Origin of the sequence: Streptomyces sp. NBC_00029 (genome assembly GCF_045160505.1) — a bacterium.
Taxonomy (GTDB): Bacteria; Actinomycetota; Actinomycetes; order Streptomycetales; family Streptomycetaceae; genus Streptomyces.
In genome coordinates, this window is sequence record NZ_CP108292.1 from 7,889,428 (window position 1) to 7,904,944 (window position 15,517).

Annotated in this window: 13 protein-coding genes; 6 read left to right on the plus strand and 7 right to left on the minus strand. The window is 71.8% G+C overall.

From position 1 onward, the window contains the following. Positions 1–44: 44 nt before the first annotated feature. The 3 genes from OG753_RS36330 to OG753_RS36340 form a co-directional block, all read right to left on the minus strand. Positions 45–2,396 carry an ADP-ribosyltransferase domain-containing protein gene (locus tag OG753_RS36330; protein WP_405791639.1) on the minus strand — a complete coding sequence of 784 codons (2,352 nt, stop codon included), beginning with the start codon at positions 2,394–2,396 and terminating at the stop codon, positions 45–47. Positions 2,397–2,610: 214 nt separating this feature from the next. Beyond that, entirely contained in the window at positions 2,611–5,055 is a 2,445-nt protein-coding gene (locus OG753_RS36335) for a SpoIIE family protein phosphatase (protein WP_327266009.1), read from the minus strand. 196 nt (positions 5,056–5,251) lie between these two features. After that, on the minus strand, positions 5,252–6,430 hold the full coding sequence (locus tag OG753_RS36340) for a PP2C family protein-serine/threonine phosphatase (RefSeq protein ID WP_405791641.1): 1,179 nt from the start codon (positions 6,428–6,430) through the stop codon (positions 5,252–5,254). A gap of 128 nt (positions 6,431–6,558) precedes the next feature. Here OG753_RS36340 and OG753_RS36345 point away from each other — a divergent pair, with 128 nt between their 5' ends. Beyond that, a complete protein-coding gene (locus tag OG753_RS36345) occupies positions 6,559–6,993 on the plus strand; it encodes a hypothetical protein (RefSeq protein ID WP_327266011.1) in 435 nt (144 codons plus the stop codon). A gap of 144 nt (positions 6,994–7,137) precedes the next feature. Beyond that, on the plus strand, positions 7,138–7,503 hold the full coding sequence (locus tag OG753_RS36350; RefSeq protein WP_405791644.1) for a hypothetical protein: 366 nt from the start codon (positions 7,138–7,140) through the stop codon (positions 7,501–7,503). A gap of 156 nt (positions 7,504–7,659) precedes the next feature. Here the strand turns inward: OG753_RS36350 and OG753_RS36355 are convergent, their stop codons facing one another. The 3 genes from OG753_RS36355 to OG753_RS36365 all read right to left on the minus strand — a co-directional run bounded on the left by OG753_RS36355 (position 7,660) and on the right by OG753_RS36365 (position 10,950). After that, the gene (locus OG753_RS36355) at positions 7,660–8,457 is read right to left on the minus strand and encodes a VOC family protein (RefSeq protein WP_327266013.1); all 798 of its coding nucleotides are present in this window, start codon (positions 8,455–8,457) and stop codon (positions 7,660–7,662) included. Positions 8,458–8,604: 147 nt separating this feature from the next. Beyond that, on the minus strand, positions 8,605–9,825 hold the full coding sequence (locus OG753_RS36360; RefSeq protein WP_405791646.1) for a D-alanyl-D-alanine carboxypeptidase family protein: 1,221 nt from the start codon (positions 9,823–9,825) through the stop codon (positions 8,605–8,607). Positions 9,826–9,948: 123 nt separating this feature from the next. Then, positions 9,949–10,950 carry a hypothetical protein gene (locus tag OG753_RS36365; protein WP_327266015.1) on the minus strand — a complete coding sequence of 334 codons (1,002 nt, stop codon included), beginning with the start codon at positions 10,948–10,950 and terminating at the stop codon, positions 9,949–9,951. Between the two features lie 240 nt (positions 10,951–11,190). Here OG753_RS36365 and OG753_RS36370 point away from each other — a divergent pair, with 240 nt between their 5' ends. The 4 genes from OG753_RS36370 (at position 11,191) to OG753_RS36385 (ending at position 14,411) form a co-directional block, all read left to right on the plus strand. After that, the gene (locus OG753_RS36370; RefSeq protein WP_405791649.1) at positions 11,191–11,484 is read left to right on the plus strand and encodes a hypothetical protein; all 294 of its coding nucleotides are present in this window, start codon (positions 11,191–11,193) and stop codon (positions 11,482–11,484) included. Continuing rightward, positions 11,481–12,071: a hypothetical protein gene (locus tag OG753_RS36375; protein ID WP_405791651.1), complete on the plus strand. Its 591-nt coding sequence runs from the start codon at positions 11,481–11,483 to the stop codon at positions 12,069–12,071. Before OG753_RS36370 ends, OG753_RS36375 begins: the two co-directional genes overlap by 4 nt. 766 nt (positions 12,072–12,837) lie before the next feature. Further along, positions 12,838–13,662: a hypothetical protein gene (locus OG753_RS36380; protein WP_327266018.1), complete on the plus strand. Its 825-nt coding sequence runs from the start codon at positions 12,838–12,840 to the stop codon at positions 13,660–13,662. Beyond that, positions 13,659–14,411, plus strand: a complete 753-nt coding sequence (locus tag OG753_RS36385) for a class F sortase (protein WP_327266019.1) — start codon at positions 13,659–13,661, stop codon at positions 14,409–14,411. Before OG753_RS36380 ends, OG753_RS36385 begins: the two co-directional genes overlap by 4 nt. A 99-nt stretch (positions 14,412–14,510) precedes the next feature. Here OG753_RS36385 and OG753_RS36390 read toward each other — a convergent pair whose 3' ends face one another. Further along, a complete protein-coding gene (locus OG753_RS36390) occupies positions 14,511–15,488 on the minus strand; it encodes a hypothetical protein (RefSeq protein WP_405791653.1) in 978 nt (325 codons plus the stop codon). Positions 15,489–15,517: the final 29 nt, after the last annotated feature.

The following is a 15,517-nucleotide window of genomic DNA, read 5'->3' on the forward strand; positions in this document are numbered from 1 at the left end:
GCCGACCACGGGTGCCCGTGACCGACAGCCTCCGCGGCGGTGGTTCAGGACACGAGGGGAGCGGCGTCCACCTCCGTCAGCCTGACCGTGCACAGTCCGCCGCGCTCGCTCTTGACGTCCGTCACCTTGAGCTGAGTTCCCGGCGCGAGGATGTACTCCTCCTCCCCGGTGAAGGCGGAGAAGTTCCGGATCCCCACTGCCTGGGCGGGCGTCACCTCGAAGAGCGTCCGCCTGCCGCGGCTGCCCAGGAAGGCCCGGGCCACGTTCCGTTCGGAGGTGCAGGAGGAGACGCCCCACCACGTCACCGTCCGGCCCACCGGGTACTGGGCCCGAAGGTCCAGCGACACACCGCGCCACAGCGGCTGGGTGTGGGCCGGCAGCCCCGAGACCGCCGAGAACAGCAGCCGCAGGTACGGCAGATAGGGCGTGACCCTGCTGCGGTCCGGGGAGCGCAGGACGGCATTGATCTCGCGGTAGAAGGCTGACTCGCAGGTGTAGAGGTAGAGCGCGGAGATCGCGTCGGCGGACGGGCCGCCGGCCGTCTCGTCCGCCCGCCGCTTGCCGAAGTCGCGCGAGCGGTCGATGTGTCCCGCGAGCCCGGCCAGTGTCTCGGCGACGGGCGCGACCGCGTCCTGGAAGTCCATCAGCGGAGTGTCGAACACACCGGTGATCGCGGGGAGGACCAGGCCCTCGTCCTTGACGCTGGTGAGTCGCTCCAGATACATCTGGTGCAGGTTCATGGTCGACTCGATGAAGGCGCCCATGCGTGCCGCGACGCCGCCGTCCGAACCACCGCCGCCGGCCGACCCTTCGTTCCAGCCCTTGCTCGGCAGCCAGTCGACGCCGTCCGAACCCAGCGACGTGAGGGCCTCGTTGACCAGGGCGAAGTGGTCGCCCTCGCAGAAGATGTCGCCCTGTGCCGCCGGGTTCGCGTGGTCGATGTGCCGGACCTCGACGTCCGGGTACTTCTCCTGGAGCCGCAGGACGACCTTCTTGAGGCTGCGCGCGTGCGCCCCCCACCAGGCGAACACGACCCCGCGGTCCTCCTCGTCGGCATCCTGCTTGGCCTTGAGGATCTCCTCGGCGATCCGTTCGGCGACGGGCCGCCAGAACGCCGTGTGCTGGTCGGCCCCCATCGCCCCGTCCCCGCTGGCGGTGAGCGAGGCGTTCAGCAGCAGCACGCCCTGCGTCAGCATCGCCTGGAACCACTCCGGCGGCTGGACGGTCTCCCGCTCCTTCAGCAGCGCGCGAACGTCGGCGATGGGCGTCTTCTTCGCGATGCCGTACTTCCACATCGCCGCCGCCTTGATGATGCAGCGGATGCTGACGACCCTGCCGAACTGACTGTCCTTCCAGTCGTTGAAGGTGTTGTCGAACATGGCTATGCCCGTCGCGCTCTCCGGTCGCGGGTACGGGTTCTGACCGAAGACGACGACCTTCCACTTGTGCGGGGGATGGGGCTTGAGCGCCTGGAAGGTCAGCTCACGGACCGGTACGACCTCGGGGCTGCGTCCCTTGCCGATGAACCCGGCGGCGTTCGGCTGGGCCTCGATGACCGGCTTCAGGAGCGGAAGCCACGGCTCACCGCCGCCGTTGAAGAGTTCGGCGAGAGACAGGGGGTCGTTCGCGTCGGTCACGGTGGAAGCGCCTTCGGTCGTTGTGATGGTGGCGGTGCTTGCGGACGTTGTCGCCGGCGGAACGTGGCCGGAGGGCTGAGCCGGAGCCGGAGCCGGGGCGGCCTTCGGCGGCACGATGCGCACCCGCTCCTCGACCGGCGCGTTCTCGATGCCGTTCAGCTGCGTGACGATCGTGGCGCGCAGTTCGTCGTCGTCCTCGAACCAGTGGTCGTGGAAGAGCGTGTAGCCGGTCCACATCAGATTGGCGCACACCCGCGCCGGCACCTGGCCGGTCTGCGCACCCATCCCGACCAGCGCCACCGACCGGATGCTGCCCGGCACCTTCCGGTTCTGCCGGTGGACGGCCTGGAACGCGGCGGCGCACGCCAGGGCCACATTCAGCGTGGCGCTCACGTTCTGCGAGGAGCGCACCATGGTCGGCGTCGATATCAGGTACCGGGGAACGGTCGCTTCCGACGGGACGCAGACGGCGCTGCCCACCGGAAGCGTGCCGGCGAACCGGTCGCGGATGGCACGCTGCACACGCACCTGGATGCCGGAGCCGAGATGACGCTTGATGACGGCGTCGACCCCGCCGTCCATCCGGCCGCGGGAGTTGGTCGGGGTGACCCAGGCGTCGACGTCCTCGTCGAGGATCGAGCCCCGGTGGATCTCGATGGCGGGGGTGTCCGCGAACGCAGCTCGCCACGCCTCCACCACACGCTCGTTGACGTCTGTCAGCACCACCCTGAGCGCGGGCTGCGTACTGCTGTCGGTCATCGTCCACTCCTTGTCGGGAAACGGCCTCTGCTACACCCCGAACGTAGCCGCCACCACTGACAACGCAGCTGCTGGAAGAGGAGGATGACCTGCTGTCACGGCTCCGCGAACGCCCGCCGCCGCACCATCTCCGCAACCGGCCGCACCGAGCCGGGCCGTCTCCGAAGTGGGCCGTCTCCGAAGTGGGCCGTGCCGTGCCGTACCGGGCTTCGCCTCAGCCCGTGCGCCGGCCGTTCGTGCGGTGACAGAGGATTTCGGCCCACACCTGCTTGCCGCCGCTGAGCGGCACCGAACCCCAGGCCGCCGTCGTCGCCTCGACGATGAGCAGCCCGCGTCCGCCGGTCGACTCCCAGCTCACCCACACCGGTTTGACGGGGCTGCGCGGCGACGCGTCGTTCACGGCGATCCGCAGCCGGTCCGCCGACAGGGTCAGGTCCATCCCCACCTCGCCCTGTGTGTGCGCGATGGCGTTGGTCACCAGCTCGGACACGACCAGCAGGGCCGCGTCGATCTCCTCCACCACGCCCCACGACCGCAGGGTGCGCGCGGTGAAGCGGCGCGCGTGCAGGACCGCGTTGGGCAGCCGCCACACCGTCCAGTGGCTGCGCTTCGGCCGGCCCGCTGTGCCGTCGTACCGCAGCAACAGCAGGGCCACGTCGTCGTCGCGACGGCCCACGCCCGCCACCAACTCGTCGGCGACCGCTCCGGTGTCGACCGGGTCGGCCGCGGCGAGCACCTCGCACACCCGCCGCATGCCCTCCTCCAGAGGCAGCCTGGCGGACTCGACCAGGCCGTCCGTCAGCAGGACCAGCACGGTGCCGGGGACCAGCCCCGCCTCGGTCATCGGGAATTCGGCCTCCGCGAGCACGCCCAGCGGAGGTCCGCCCTCGACGGCCATCTCCTCCGCGACACCGTCGGGATGGCGCAGAATCGGCGGCAGGTGCCCGGCCCGTACGACCCTGGCGATGCCCTCCTCCATGTCGAGGTCCACATACCCGCAGGTGGCGAACAGATCGGTCTCCATGCCGACGAGCAGCCGGTTGGCCCGGGCGACCACCACATCGGGCGGATGGCCCTCCACCGCGTAGGCCCTGACCGCCGTACGCATCTGGCCCATGATGGTGGCGGCTCCCGCGCTGTGCCCCTGCACGTCCCCGATGACGAAGGCCACGTGACCGTCACGGAGCGGAATGACGTCGTACCAGTCGCCGCCGACCTCGAGGCCGGCCGTCGCGGGAAGGTAGCGGGCGACGGCGATCCCGCCCGGCAGCTCCGGGAGCTTACGGGGCAACAGGCTGCGCTGGAGCATGGTGGCGAGCTCGTGGCCCGCGTCCAGCGCGTGGGCGCGCACCAGCGCCTGTCCCACCAGACCTGCGGTCGCGGTCAGCAGTGACCGCTCCTCCGGGCCGAACCGGTGCTCGGCGTCCCACCCCACCAGACACACCCCGACCATCCGGCCGTCGGCGGGCAGCGGCAGCACCGCGAGGCCACCGGGCCCGACACCCAGCAGACCGGCCTCGAGCGCCGCGCCCGGCGGCCACAGGCTCATGTGCCCGCCACGCAGTGCGCTCTGCAGGGTGGGCAGGTCGCTGAGCGACACGTCCGGCCACTCGGACCGCCAGTCGGAACGCCAGACCTCGGGCCATGCATCGGGCTCCGGAGGATCGAGGGCGGTGACGATGAGCCGCTCGCTCTCCAGTTCGCCGACGGCGACCCGGGAGGCGCCGAGCGGCTCGCGCAGAGCGGCGACCGCCAGCCGGCTGACTTCCCGGATGGTCGCCGCTCCCGCGAGCGTGGCCGACAACCGCTGCACCAGGGAGACCTCGTCCGCACTGGGGCGCAGATAGGTGGCGTCGGCGACCACGCCCAGGACGCGCCGTGGCGTGCCGCCGGAGTCCACCTCCACCCGGCAGCGCAGCCCCAGCCAGCGCAGCTCGCCGTTCGGGCGGCGGATACGGAACGCCAGCTGCTGTCCGGTGGCGGCCAGCCGGTCCGGCTCCACGATCGCCATCAGCGCCGGCATGTCGTCGGGGACGGCGCAGGCGAGCAGGGTCTCCACCTGCCCGTCGAACTGCTCGGGAGGCAGACCGAGCAGTTCCAGCACGTGCGCGTGGGCCTCCATGCGGCCGGTTCCCAGTTCCAGGATGAAGGCGCCGCCCTGGTCGGGCACGAGCGACTGTCCCAGATGCGCCTGCGGGGCCTTGCGTCCGGTGAAGCGAGCGGCGACCGATTCGAGTCCGGCCGCCACCTGGTCGGCGTAGAGCTCCAGGAGGCTGCGGTCGTCGGCGCTGAAGCCGTCCAGGGCCTCCCCGGCGACGATCAGGCATCCGAGCTCCTGGTCGCCGTGTCCCAGGGGCAGCGCGCCCAGCGAGATCCTGGCCGGCGATTCGGGGTCACCGCCCCGGACCCGGGTGGGGAAGTGGTGGGGGTCGTCCTCGATGAACGTGGCGAGTTCCTTGGGGGTCAGCCACAGGGGGCTGCCGGAGCGCAGGGCGTTGGCGGCGGGCGAATGGCTGGCCAGGGCGAGGATCGCGGGCAGTCCGTAGAGGATGCCGCGGTTCCCCGTCAGCTCGGCCAGATGGAGCTCCCTGCCCTGGTCGGCGACCACGTAGACAGCGGCGAGCTCAGCCCCGCAGAACGCAAAGCGATGACTGGTCACCTTCTGTATCACCTCCTTCCGAGGGCAGGCCGGGGACCGTCCTGTCTCCATGCTGTCGCGCCCGGGACCATCCGGGCGAGTCGGGGCGCGCGCCGGAGGGCCCGATACCGCCAGCCGTCACGCGGACCGCACGGACCGCACGGACCGCACGGACCACGCGGTGACGGGGCAGGGTCGCGGGCACGCTGGGCGGCCACTACGCCCGGCCCCCGTCCGGGTGGTCCGCCGCGACCCCGTCCTCCTCCTGCCGGTCGACGATGAGGATCGCGACGTCGTCCGCCAGACGGCTCCGGGTGTGCCGCAGCAATGCCTGGTGCAGGCCCTCCAGGAACGCCTGCCGCGTGTGGTCGCGCATGGTCACCATGGCCGCAGGCAGGTCGAAGAAGGTGTTGTTCCGGTCGCGTGCCTCGAGTACGCCGTCGGTGCACAGCAGCATCCGGTCCCCCGGTGCGAAGGGGTAGCTGTCGATGCGCCCGGGAGGACCGCTGATGAAATCCTCGAGACCGAGCGGGGGCAGGGGGGTGGTGGGGACCAGGGAGCGGACCGTGCCGGCGTGCAGCAGCAGGGGTGGCGGATGGCCGCGGTTGATCACCTCGACCAGCGGGCGGTACGGGCCGTCCGGGACCTGGGCCACGAGCGCGGTGACGAACCCCTCCAGGAGGACGTCGTCACTGGCGGCCGCCCCCGAGACGATGGCGTCCCGCCGCAGGGCGGCCCCGCAGTGGCTGATGACCTCCACCAGGTCGTCCTCGTAGTGCGCAGCCTCCCGGAACGCGCCCAGCACGACCGCGGCGGCCCGTACGGCGGGCAGCCCCTTGCCCCGGACGTCCCCGACGATCATCCGGACGCCGTACCGGGTCTGGACCACGTCGTACAGGTCGCCGCCGATCTGCGCGCCCGTCTCGGCCGCCAGGTACATGCTGGCCGCCCTGAGGGAGCCCAGCCGGTCCGGCACCGGCCGCAGCAGGACGTCCTGGGCGGCCGCGGCGATCCGGCGGACCTGGTTGAGCTCGTTCTCGCTGCGGGTGCGCGCGGCCCGGCTGGTCATGAAGCTCGCCGCCGAGACCAGGAACAGGGCGAGGAAGTTCGTATAGACCTGCTGGCTGCCCCAGGCCTGGTTGTAGGTGGCGGTGGTCACGCTGACGGCGACGGCCGTCCCGGCCGCCGCGAGCGTGCCCCGGGGACCCATCGTCACGGCCGCCAGAGCGGGTGTCGCCACGAGGAGGGGGCCGGTGTACAGGACGTGCAGGGGCGTGAACTCGACGAGGAGCACCAGCAGGGCGATCGCGAAAGGCACGCACTCCGCCAAGACGAAGAGGACCTGGTGGTGGCCGTCGGCTCGCGGGCCGGAGGGCGAGCGCAAGGGCGCTCTCATGACTACAGCCTGCCTCGCCCGCACCCCTGGCCGCCACTCCGGCCGCCGCTCCGGCCACCGGATCCGGGGTGCGCCGGCCCGGCCGGCCCGGTTACTGTCCATGCGAACGACGGGCACCAGGGGGTCGGATGATGGCATCGGCATGGGACGAGGCACTCGCGCGGCTGTGTGCGGTCCACCTGCCGGAGCAGGCCGACGCCGACTTCCCGGACGAGCTCTTCGACCGTGTGGACGAGCTGATCCACGCCTACGGCGCCGACGACATCGCCGAGATCGTCGCCGAGGCAGTGGTGGCCGGGCGGGCGACGGTGCAGCAGGCGATCGTGTTCCTGAACGTGGCGGTGTGGTCGGGGACGGACAACGGCACCTCCATGAAGCGCACCACGGACGAGTGGGTGCGCACGTCGGACGACACGCTGCGGCTGGGCCTCGCGCTGCATCACGATGCCTATCCCCTGCCCACACGGGCCGAGATGGTTGCCGTGCTCGCCGGGACCGCCCTGCGCTTTCCCGAGCATCGGGCGGTCTGTGAGCGACTCGTCGCCGGCCGCCGCCCGGACTGAACCCGGCCCGCCCCCGGTCCATCTGCTCGCGCGACGGGTGCCGGGTCCTTTGCCGGGTAGGCGCGCCAGGACAGTGGCGTACGCGTCCCACCGCCGGCCGCCAAGGCCGACGTGACGGCGCAGGAGAAGGAGAGGGCAAAAGACGTGAAGGAACACACCGTCGAGAAGGCCGCCGAGAAGACCGCCGAAAGGGCCGCCCTGGTCGCCGACCAGATCCGCACGAAGGCCCAGCAGGCCGCGCAGGTGGTGAAGGACAGGACCCCCGAGCCCGTCCTGGACCGCGCCGTCCAGGCATCCGGGCTGGTCGCGCAGGCCGCGGCCCGTGCCGGTCGACTGGCGTCGGACAAGACCCCGGACCCGGTGCGGGGCGGGGCGGGGCGGGCCGCGACCGTGGCGCGGGCCAACCGCAAGCCGCTGCTCACCGGGGGCGCCGTGCTGGCCGTCCTCCTGCTCGCGCGGCTCGCCCGTGGACGGGGACGGGGACGGGGCCGCGCCCGCGGACACCGATGAAGGCGACCGTTCGGGCGGGGCCGTGGCGACGCGGCGCATGACGGGCACCTTTCCGGTCCCGACCAGCCCGTACGCGGGGGGCGGCGCGGCCCGCGGTGAACACCCGCGGGCCGCGCCGCCCTTCGGTCCGGCGTCAGGCCCGCCGGCTCGTCCGGCTCAGCTGCGGACCGGGGTGAGGACGACGAAGTCGGCGTTCGACGGGTCGAGGCAGACGGCGAGACGGCCGACGCCTTCCGCGTCCTCCGGTCCCATCTGTACGCTCCCGCCGTTCTCGGTGACCTTGGCGACCGCGGCGTCGCAGTCGGCGACGGCGAACACGGGGTGCCAGTACGGCCGCCCGGCCGAGAGGGCGAGGTGCTCCTGCGGGAGCTGCATGAGGCCGCCGTGCATGCGCTCCTCCGGAAGCCCGGCGGGAGTGATGAGGACGTAGGTCCCTCCGCCGCCGGGCAGCTCCATGTCGCTGTACTGCCAGCCGAAGAGTCCGCCGTAGAACTCCTTCGAGGCCGCGGCGTCACTCGTGTACAGCTCGGTCCAGGACAGTGAGCCCGGCGCGTCCACCAGCTCGACGCCCTTGTCCTTCCCCGGCTGCCAGACGGCGAACTGTCCCCCCAGCGGGTCGCTGTACTGGGCCATCCGGCCCCACTCGTCGAGATCCCGCGGGGCCACCCGGACCGTGCCGCCCGCGCTTTCCACCGCCCGGGTGGTGGCGTCCGCGTCGGTGACGCTGTAGTAGATCATCCAGGCCGGGCGGGCGCCCTCCTCGGTGAGTTTGCCGAGTCCGGCGACGATCTTTCCGTCCTTGCGGAACATCCCGCCTTCCATGTCCTCCCCCTCGCCCATGGACTCGTAGTCCCACCCGAGGACGGCCCCGTAGAAGGCCGCGGCCGCACGGACGTCGGGGGCCCCGAGGTCGAGCCAGCAGGGCGAACCGGGTACGAAGTCAGTGGTGATCATGCGGATTGCCTTTCGGACGTCGGGTGACCTCAGCCTGGCACCGCACACCACCCCTCGCGCGTCGGCCGCCGCGCCCGGTGCCGTGCCCGGTGGGGCGGCGCATGGGGGCGGTGGTCCGTTCCCGTCACCGCCCCCGCCCTGCCAGCGTCACGGCAGGCGCGTGTCAGGAGCGCCCGGACTCCTGCGTCGTCGGCTTCGCAGGGCGGCCGCGCCGGCGAGGGCCACCGTGACGAGGAACGCTGCCGACCAGCCGTAGGCCGACGGCGAACCAGCCGGGGAATCCTCCGGCACGACGCCGCCCGCGGTCACGGGGGCGACGGCGGCGACGGCACTCGGCTTCCCGGGCGGCGCCGTGGGCTCCAGCGACCCGACCGGATCCACCCGTCCCGCCGCGGCGAATCCCCAGTCGAGCAGGGACCACGCCTCCTCGTACACGGCGTTCGCGCCGCCCCGCTGAGGGTTCATCACCGTGGCGATCAGGGTGCGGCCGCCCCGACGGGCCGCCGCGATCAGCGTGAAGCCCGCCCGTGAGGTGTAGCCGTTCTTGACGCCGATGATCCCCGGGTACCGGCCCACCCCGTCCTCACCGGTCACCAGCCGGTTGGTGTTCTCGATCCCGTACGTCCAGGTGGGGCTGCCGTCGCTGTACGTGCCGCCCGGGAAGCGGGCGTCGGCGGTCGCCGCGTACTCGGCGAAGGCCGGGTCCGCGAGACCCGTACGGCCGAAGACGGCAAGATCGTAGGCCGAGGAGGCCTGGCCCTCCGCGTCGTAGCCGTCCGGGGAGACGACGGTGGTGTCCCGGGCGCCCAAGGAACGGGCCTTGGCCTGCATCTGCGCCGCCGTCACCTCCCACCCGCCGTTCATCTCGGCCAGCACGTGAACGGCATCGTTGCCCGAACTGAGGAAGACGCCCCGCCACAGGTCCGCCACCCGGTAGGTGTGATCCGCGGAGAGACCGACCGTGCTGCTGCCCTCCGGTACGTCGTCCAGCTCGGCATCGGTGACCGTGTGCCGGTCCGAGCCGGGCAGCCGGGGGAGGGCGGTGAGGGCGAAGAGGGTCTTCAGGGTGCTGGCGGGCGGCAGACGGCGGTGTGCGTCGTGGGCCGCGAGCACCTCACCCGTACGGACGTCGGCCACCAGCCACGAAAGGGCGGACACGTCGTCCGGCAGCGCGGGCGCTCCCTGCCGCGCCCGCACATGGGTTCCGGCCCCGTGCAACAGGGATGTGCCGACGGGGGAGGCGGGTCGTGGCGGCAGCGGCTCGGCGCGCGGGGTGCCCGCGGCTGTCGGTGCGAGGAGAACCGATGCGCCGACGGCGAGTGCCGCCGCGCCCGCGGCGGTTCTGCGGCCAGATGATCTGATGCTCATTCAGTCAGCGTAGGAATGGATCGGTCCGCTCGCAGCGACGTGTACGCCGACCAGCGGTAGGCCGGCGCCCCTCCGCCCCGGACACACAGGCGTCGGTCCGGGGGCGGCGGGGCGCCGGCCGGATCACACGAACTCGCTCTTGTGGAAGACGCTGGCGTGACGGACGCCGTCCGTGTTCGAGTGGAAGCCGAAGGCCAGTCGTGGCCCGGCCGGCGACTGCCAGATCGCCATGCCCTGCGGTTCGCGGCCGGGCAGGGACTGTCCGGCCGTGGTCTCGAACCGGTCGACCACCGTGGACTCGCCGACGTCGTTCAGGTCGATCGTGGTGAGGTACGAGGGATTGCCCACCGGGCCCTCCAGCAGGTAGGCGTAGCGGCCGTAGGCGGCGAAACCCTGGAAGGGATGCGCGTCGCCCCAGGCGCCCCGGAACGGCAGCGCACGTTCGGCCAGCCGGTACTCGCCGGTCAGGCGGCCGGCGCGGGCATCGCTCAGGGCGAAGGCGACGATGCGGCGCCGGCCGTCGCCGACGTTGTAGCGGACCACCAGCCGGTCGGTGGACGGGTCGATCACGGGCTGCGGGTTGCCCATCGGGTCGCCGATGGAGGGCGTGCGGTCCTGGATCGACGGGTCGTTCTGCTCCAGCACGCCACCGTTGACGAACCGGAACCGGCCGATCTTGGTGCCGTATCCCGAATCCGTGTTCACCTTCCACTCGGTCCACAGGTAGACCTGGCCGTCGTACGGCTCCACGGCGATCGAGACGCCGTGGCCGAAGCCGTGCAGCGCCATCGAGCCCAGTTCATTGCCCGCCGTATCGGTCCTGGTGACCCACAGGTCGCCGCTCTTGGACCCGGGCTTCGTCTGGAGGAAGTAGACGTGCTGGTGCACGTTGTCGTAACCGAAGGACTGCAGCACCCAGTTGGTGTGCAGGGACTTCTTCCATATCGGGTTGCCGCCGGCGCCGTCGAGCCTGAACCGGGGGGAGTCGGGGACGGCCGCCTCGGCGGCGGGGGCCGCGATCAGGGGCAAGGAGGCGCCGCCGAGCAGGGCGACGGCAAGGCCGCCGCCGGCCCTGAGGATCCCGCGCCGGCCGGTCGTGCGCTTCGCGGTTTCGTCGGTACTCATGAGCTTCCCCTCGTCGGAAACGGGTCGTCTGCGCGGTCTTGAGGACCGGACCCCGTGAACACCCCCGGGTCGGTCGCTCGGGCACCTGACTGACAAACGGTCAGGATTTTACTTCCTTCCTTCTGCGACCGATGTGGTGGTCGGGAAGGGGGGAGGTGTGCAAGGGCCTTGGAGTGCCGGCCCGAATGCCTCTGTCAAGGAAGTCTTGACAGAGGGTGAGTGTCAAGGTTTTCTTGACACATGCCGATCTTGAAGTCGAAGCCCTCCTCCGGGGACCTCCCGCACAGCAGCAAGTCCGCGGCCACGGCTGCCCTGCCGCCGCTCGCGGTGGCCCTGCCCGCCGTGGCGGTCATGTTCCACGACCGCTTCGGCGTTGCCGTCTCGGTCGCCCTGGTCGTCGTGTCCCTCGTGCTCGTCGCCGCCGCGGGCGCCATGGTGGCCCGGGCCGCTGCGGCGCAGGCCGACGCCGTCCGTGCCCGCCGCGACGCGGACGTGCTCGACGCCCTCGAACCGCTCGCCGGTGCGCGGCGATGAGCGACGAGCCCCTGCTCGGCCCGCTGGAGGCCGCCCGGATCCGCGAGGGCATCGCCGCGGCCGTCATCGGCGTCCCCGAGGGGCTGGCCGATTCCCTCGAACACGATGCGGCGGGCTATCTGCGCCTGGTGGACGCGTCGCGCGTCGGGGCCGAAGAGGCGAGCAGGCTCCTGCGCGAGGCCGTACAGGGCGCCAGGGCCGCCGGGCACAGCTGGGAAACGGTGGGCCGCATCCTGGGGGTCAGCCGTCAGGCCGCGCAACAGAGGTTCGCGGGGCCGGCCGCACCCGGTGCACCGACCGGCGGGGGGCCGGGCTCTCCGGAGCGCCGCATCCTCAGCCCGCTCACCGCGTTCAACGAGATGGCCGCCCTGGACGAGGCCGGACGCGACGGATGGCACCTGGTCGGCTACGGATCCTTCTTCCACGAGGTGGAGGCCTCCGGGCACCCGTGGGAGCACTGCCGTGTGACGCTCTCCTCCGGCGGCCGCCACCGGCGGATGGAGGCGGCGGGCTGGATCCCCGTCGGTGAGGGCTGGTTCCCCTGGCGGTACTACAAGCGGCCGCTCGGCCCCGTGAAGGAGAGCTGAGGGCAGCGCGGGCGACCCCGCGCGCCGGCTCCGTGCCCTCACAGGGCGGCATGGCGGGCGCCGTACCTTGCCGGGACCGGACCCTGCGCACCGGCCGGAGCGCGGCGGGTGAACACGGGCGGCCCGCAAGGTTTTTGGCATCAGAGGCCAACTATTCGTCGGGCCGGCTCCGGGGCGACTACAAAGGTCGTCACCGAACCGGACCCGGCGATGGGGAAGACGCCCCGTCGACGACCGGAATGATGTCGAAAGCGGTGGATGCGCGTGCATGCGTACGGCAGGATCGAATGGGGCGCCGGCCGAATATCGCCGAGGAGTCCGAGTTCCGGCCCCTTCGCCTAATACGGACGGTCATGCCGACGCTCGCGCCGCTCATCCCCGCATACGCATCGACGGGCGCGTGCCGGCGGCAGGGGGCCCGGTCGAACGGAGCAACTACGGCCCGGAGAAGGCCGATGACGTGCACCGATCGGCGCTCTCCCCCGAGCCGAAAGCACCTTGGGCAGCGTGATGGTCCGGCTGCCGCGTGAGCGCGAACCGCAGTGCACCGCACGCGGAATTGCGCTGCTCACGGAAAGACTTCGCGCATCCGGACGGCCGGCGCACGTAAGGCCGGTCGCAGAAGTCGCAGAAAATTTTTCATATAGGCACCCATCCGCAGGCGTTGGGGCAACGAATGAGGAACGAGGGCCTCTCCAGGGTCACTCGATTCCATCCCGTACGATCTGCGATTCCCTTCCTGGGGATCCACGGAACAGGAGCGAATGTGATAGTCAAGCGCACCGGTCGCCTCGTGGTTCTCGCCGCCGTACCCGCAGCCGTGTTCCTGACGCTCGGCCTTTCCGGACCAGCTCTCGCGGAGGGCGGAAAGGCGTACCAGATCGACCTGGCGCAGTTGAACGCTTCGGGCTCCAGTGGAACGGTCATGCTCAGCCTCAAGGGCAATCAACTCACGGTGCAGATCGAGTCCGAGGGCATGGTGCCCGGACAGCCGTCGGCCCAGCATCTGCACGGTTCGACGAAGGGGCACGACTTCAAGTGCCCTGACGCCACCGACGACACCGACGGCGACGGCGTCCTCAGCAACACCGAGGCCACCCACGACTACGGCGACATCAACATCTCGCTCACCACCGCCGGCGACACCAAGGCGACCAGCGGCCTGGCCGTGGACCGGATGCCCGTCGCCGACAAGAAGGGCAAGCTCTCCTACAAGCGGACGATCGCCGTCGGCCAGGATGTGGTCGACCACATCAAGGACCTGCACGTCGTCCAGCACGGCATCGACCGCAACAAGAACAAGAAGTACGACTTCGAGGGCGCCGGCAAGAGCGAGCTCGACCCGAAGCTGCCCCAGGAGGCCACGGCTCCGACCAACTGCGGAGAGGTCAAGGGCGCGGCCGTGGGCTCCGTTCCCGTCGGCGGCATCGAGACCGGCGGCGGTTCGCCGGAGCGCATGGACGTGCCCGTGACGGTGCGCGACGGCGTGGCGATCACCGTACTCGCGGTGGTGGCCGGTGCGGTGGCCATCGGGCGCAAGCGCGTCGGCGGCCTCCCCGGCCGCCGGGAGACCACCGGGAGCGGCGCGTGAAGCCGGTCCCCGAGTTCTCCACGGCCTACGCGTCCGGCACGCGGCCCCGCCGCCGCCGGATCGCAGGCCCCCTGGCCGCCGCCGTCCTCGCCGGCTTCCTCCTCGTGGGGTGCGGCGGCCAGAACGCGGCGAAGCCGCCCGTACCGGAGGGGACGCTGCGGGGCGGGGCACCGGCCGCCGCTGACGCCGCACCCACGGGGAAGGCGCCCGCCGGTGGTGTCCCGGCGGCACCCGCGGACGGATCCCAGAACGGTACGGCCGGGGGTGCGGGCGCGGGCAAGGCCGAGCAGGCCCTGGCCCGGTCGGAGCCGCAGAAGATCACGATCCCCTCACTCAACGTGTCCAGCTCCCTGGAGACGCTGCGGCAGAACACGGACGGCACCATGCAGACCCCGAAGGATCCCGCGCTCGCAGGCTGGTACGAGCCGGGGCCCACGCCCGGCTCCCAGGGGCCGGCCGTGATCGCCGGGCACGTCACGTGGAACGGAGCGTCCGCCGTGTTCGAGAAGCTGAAGACGATGAAGGGCGGCGACACCATCAAGGTGACACGGCGGGACGGCAAGACGGTCACGTTCACGGTGGACCGGGTCGCGGAGTACCCGAAGGCCGAGTTCCCCACGCTGGAGGTCTACAAGAACCTCGACCACGCGGGCCTTCGACTGGTCACCTGCGGAGGCAACTTCGACGCCGGTAAGCACTACTACGACAGCAACGTGGTGGTGTTCGCCCGGATGACGGGCGCCGCGTAGCCGGACCGGACGCGAGGACGGGACGTACGACGGGGCGGCGAGGACGTCCGTCGGCCGCAGGGCCCCACTGCGGCCGACGGGCCCGCCGGTGACCGTCCGTCAGCCTGCCGGACCTGCGGGTGCGGACGGCAGTGGTGCGCGGGACCGGCGGACGGGCGGACCGTCGGGGCCGCCGGTGAGCCAGGAGCCGTCGCCCAGGGGTTCCACTTCGTACGGGTGCCTCGCCTCGACGGCGAACTCACCGCTGACCGTGCCCGTGTGCACGTCGATCAGGTAGTGGCGGAACCACTCCTCCTCGTCCTCGCGCTCACCGCCCAGGGTGACGACGGCGGTGTCCGGGGTCAGGTAGCCCCCGCTCCATTCCACACAGGTGTCCTCGGGGTCGTACCCGAAGGCCCCGACGGGCAGGGTGAACAGCACGTCCCCGCTGGGGTGGTCGTGGAAGGCGACGTCCTCCTGCCCGTGGTCGACGGTCATGAACTGCCGTCCACCCGGCGCCAGGCCGATCAGGCAGCGGTCCCACGACGGATACGTCACGAACCGCACCTCGCCGTCGGCGCCGGGCACACCCCTGAGAATGACGGATCCGTCCTGGCCCTCACCGATGCCGAGGTAGACGCTGCCGTCCACGGGGTGCACGTGGTGGCCGGCCCCGTGCCCGGCCGTCTCCAGCTCGCGGCGTGCGAGGACCGCCCCGCTGTCGGCGTCGTACACGACCCACTGGTCCCCGCCCCCGCGCAGCGCCATCGCGTCCGGCCGGTACACCCACACGGTCCGGCCGTCCAGGGACAGCACGCAGTCGGGCCGGTGGCCGTGGGGCACGTCGGAATGCGGCTCGAACGCCGACTCCCACACCAGGTCGCCGTCGCGCGTGAGGCAGACGACCGCGTTCCGCGTCGTGTACACGACGCGCTCCAAGTCGGACCGGACGGCCGATGCCACGGCCTCGTCGCCGGCGCGCGGCCGGAACACCGCGGCGGGCTCCAGCGCCCCGAAGGAGCCGGCGGCCATCACATAGGCACGGATCCACCCGTCGTCCTCGCGCGTGACGATCTTCGGGGGCTGTTCGGGAATCATCCGCCGAGCCTAACGCCCGGGCGCGGCCC